Annotated in this window: 1 protein-coding gene and 1 pseudogene; both read left to right on the forward strand. The window is 32.3% G+C overall.

From position 1 onward, the window contains the following. Positions 1-940 (forward strand): periplasmic substrate-binding domain-containing protein (locus AB3X49_RS21655; RefSeq protein WP_483298792.1); only part of this gene is annotated, 940 nt, incomplete at its 5' end. 374 nt (positions 941-1,314) lie between these two features. Then, positions 1,315-1,983: pseudogene (locus AB3X49_RS21660) on the forward strand (IS4 family transposase); the annotation flags it as partial. Positions 1,984-2,298: the final 315 nt, after the last annotated feature.

Below are 2,298 nucleotides of genomic sequence, written 5' to 3' on the forward strand. Positions count from 1 at the left end.
TAGTTATTGTTTACAAATGTTATGTATGATAAATACAAGTATTTATAAAGAAAATAACGGTCAAATCATAGGAACCGGTGGTTTTTATATAGGAGAGAATAGCCTGGAGAAAACATCATTGATAGCATTTCATGATTATTTTCAAGAAAGGCCTTTGCTAGATATAGTAGAATTCATTCAGGTCCCCCTAGAATTTGATACTATTTATCAATCTTCCAAACACCATAAATGTAATTCTACCTTTCAAGTAGAAAGGAATTCAGGTTTTGGCGTTATAATTATGAATGCTTGGCGCGATTCTTCCATTCAGCACATAGAAGTTCGTAATTACTTACATTCAATTATCGCTAACAATATAAATCAAATTCATGAATATGATTCTCAAAAAAAAACAAATAGTAAAAGCTGTTTGAAAGACATAGATCATCAAGTCAATATTCCAAAAAGAAAACGTCCCGAATTTAAAGAACCACTTGTTATAAAAGCTACTCAGTATACAGAAGCTACAACAAAATGGTTAATGAATATCTTAGAAAAAGAAAATATACCTTTTCAAGTTAAATGGGTTCCATTTGAAAACTATCTTAAGGATGAAAAACTTAATGAACAAGTTGATCTTTTTATTCATGGTGAAGTATTCGAGATGAACCAAGAGATATCATTTTATTATTTTTTAACAGCTAGATATTCACCATTGGCTAAAGTTTTAAAAACAAATAAATCACTAAGAAAACAACTATCTAAATACAAACATACACATTTTGAAGAGTGGTCTTTATTAAATAAGAATCTTGAAAAAGAACTGATAGAATCCTCTATTATGATTCCCTTATACTATGATACACGTCAAATTCCTTTTTCATCAGATTTAACGAATATTAAGATGAAATATTTTGGGTATGTGGATTTTTCTCAACTTTGGATAAGACCTTTAATTTGAAATTCACAAGAAACCTAATCCACTTGTAATAATTATCCCCCTAAAAAATTTCCTAATGTCAAAGGTAAATTTTTTAGGAATACAGATACATCGCTATCAGTTCAATTAAACTGGTATCCTAGAGTCACCAAATTAAAAAATAAATAACACCATCTCCATTTTCCAATATTTTGAAGTACTCCCAAAACAAAATTATTATCTCTCAACAGATAACTATGAGAAGTTAGCTCATTTTTTCATTTTTGGGGAACCATCGATTTTTTAGCTTGATGGGCATGCGGCGAGACCCAATGCCCATCAAGCTAAAAAATTGTTTCCATAAAACGAAAAAACGCTATTCTCTTTGTAGAAATATAGAAAAGATGGCGTTTTAGTTGAATCCTATTATGTCAAATGAACTGAATCTTTTCGTACAAGAGCTACAATACTTTTTATCTCCAGTAATCCTACAAGATATCGCCAAACAAGTTGGCTTTGTACAGTGATCTAGTAAGGATCAAGCAAATGAACTCATTGCCCTTTGCGTATGGCTCAGTCAAGAAATTGCTAGGACATCACTTGCATAATTGTGCAGTCAGTTAAAAGTTTCCACTGTGGTACTTATGAGCTCAAAAGGACTGAATCAACGCTTTAATTCAGCAGCTGTCGCATTTCTTCGAGAAGTCTTTACTTCTCTTCTCACACAAAAACTCTGCTCAAATCACTCACTTTCTGCACACGCGATCTCTGCTTTTAATCGTATCCGTATTTTAGATGCAACAGTGTTTCAACTACCTGACCATTTCGCTACTGACTATCGAGGTTCAGGTGGGAGTAGTAATACGGCAGACGTGAAAATCCAATTAGAATATGATTTACTTAATGGTTAATTTCTTAACGCGCAGCTTGGACCAGGAAAGAATAATGATAAAGCAGGCGATTTGTGTTTACGTGATCTTGGTTACTTCGATTTAGGAGACTTACAAACTATTCATGATAAAGGGGCCTACTACATCTCGCGGTTGAAGCTGAATACACGGATTTATATCAAGAACCCTGAGCCAGTTTTGAGCATTAGGCTTACTTTTCCCAAAAAACTTTATGGACTTATAGCTAGCTTTATTATCTCTATTTACAAGGAACTGGCTATGACAACTACATTAGGTTGTTCAATTTTGAACTACTTGATTCCCTTGATAAGATACAAACAAATCTTTGACAATTATAGCCTCACCCATTTTTTATGCATTCCCCTTTCTTTTTTTCATCTATATAATTATTTTGCATAAAGGCAACTTTCAGGCAAAAAAATATAATATGAATGTAAATTCATACCTAAGTTTCCTCAGAGAAACTTTTTTATATGAGTCAAATTATAT

This window comes from Bacillus sp. C30 (assembly GCF_040838255.1).
Lineage (GTDB): Bacteria > Bacillota > Bacilli > Bacillales > Bacillaceae_G > Bacillus_A > Bacillus_A mycoides.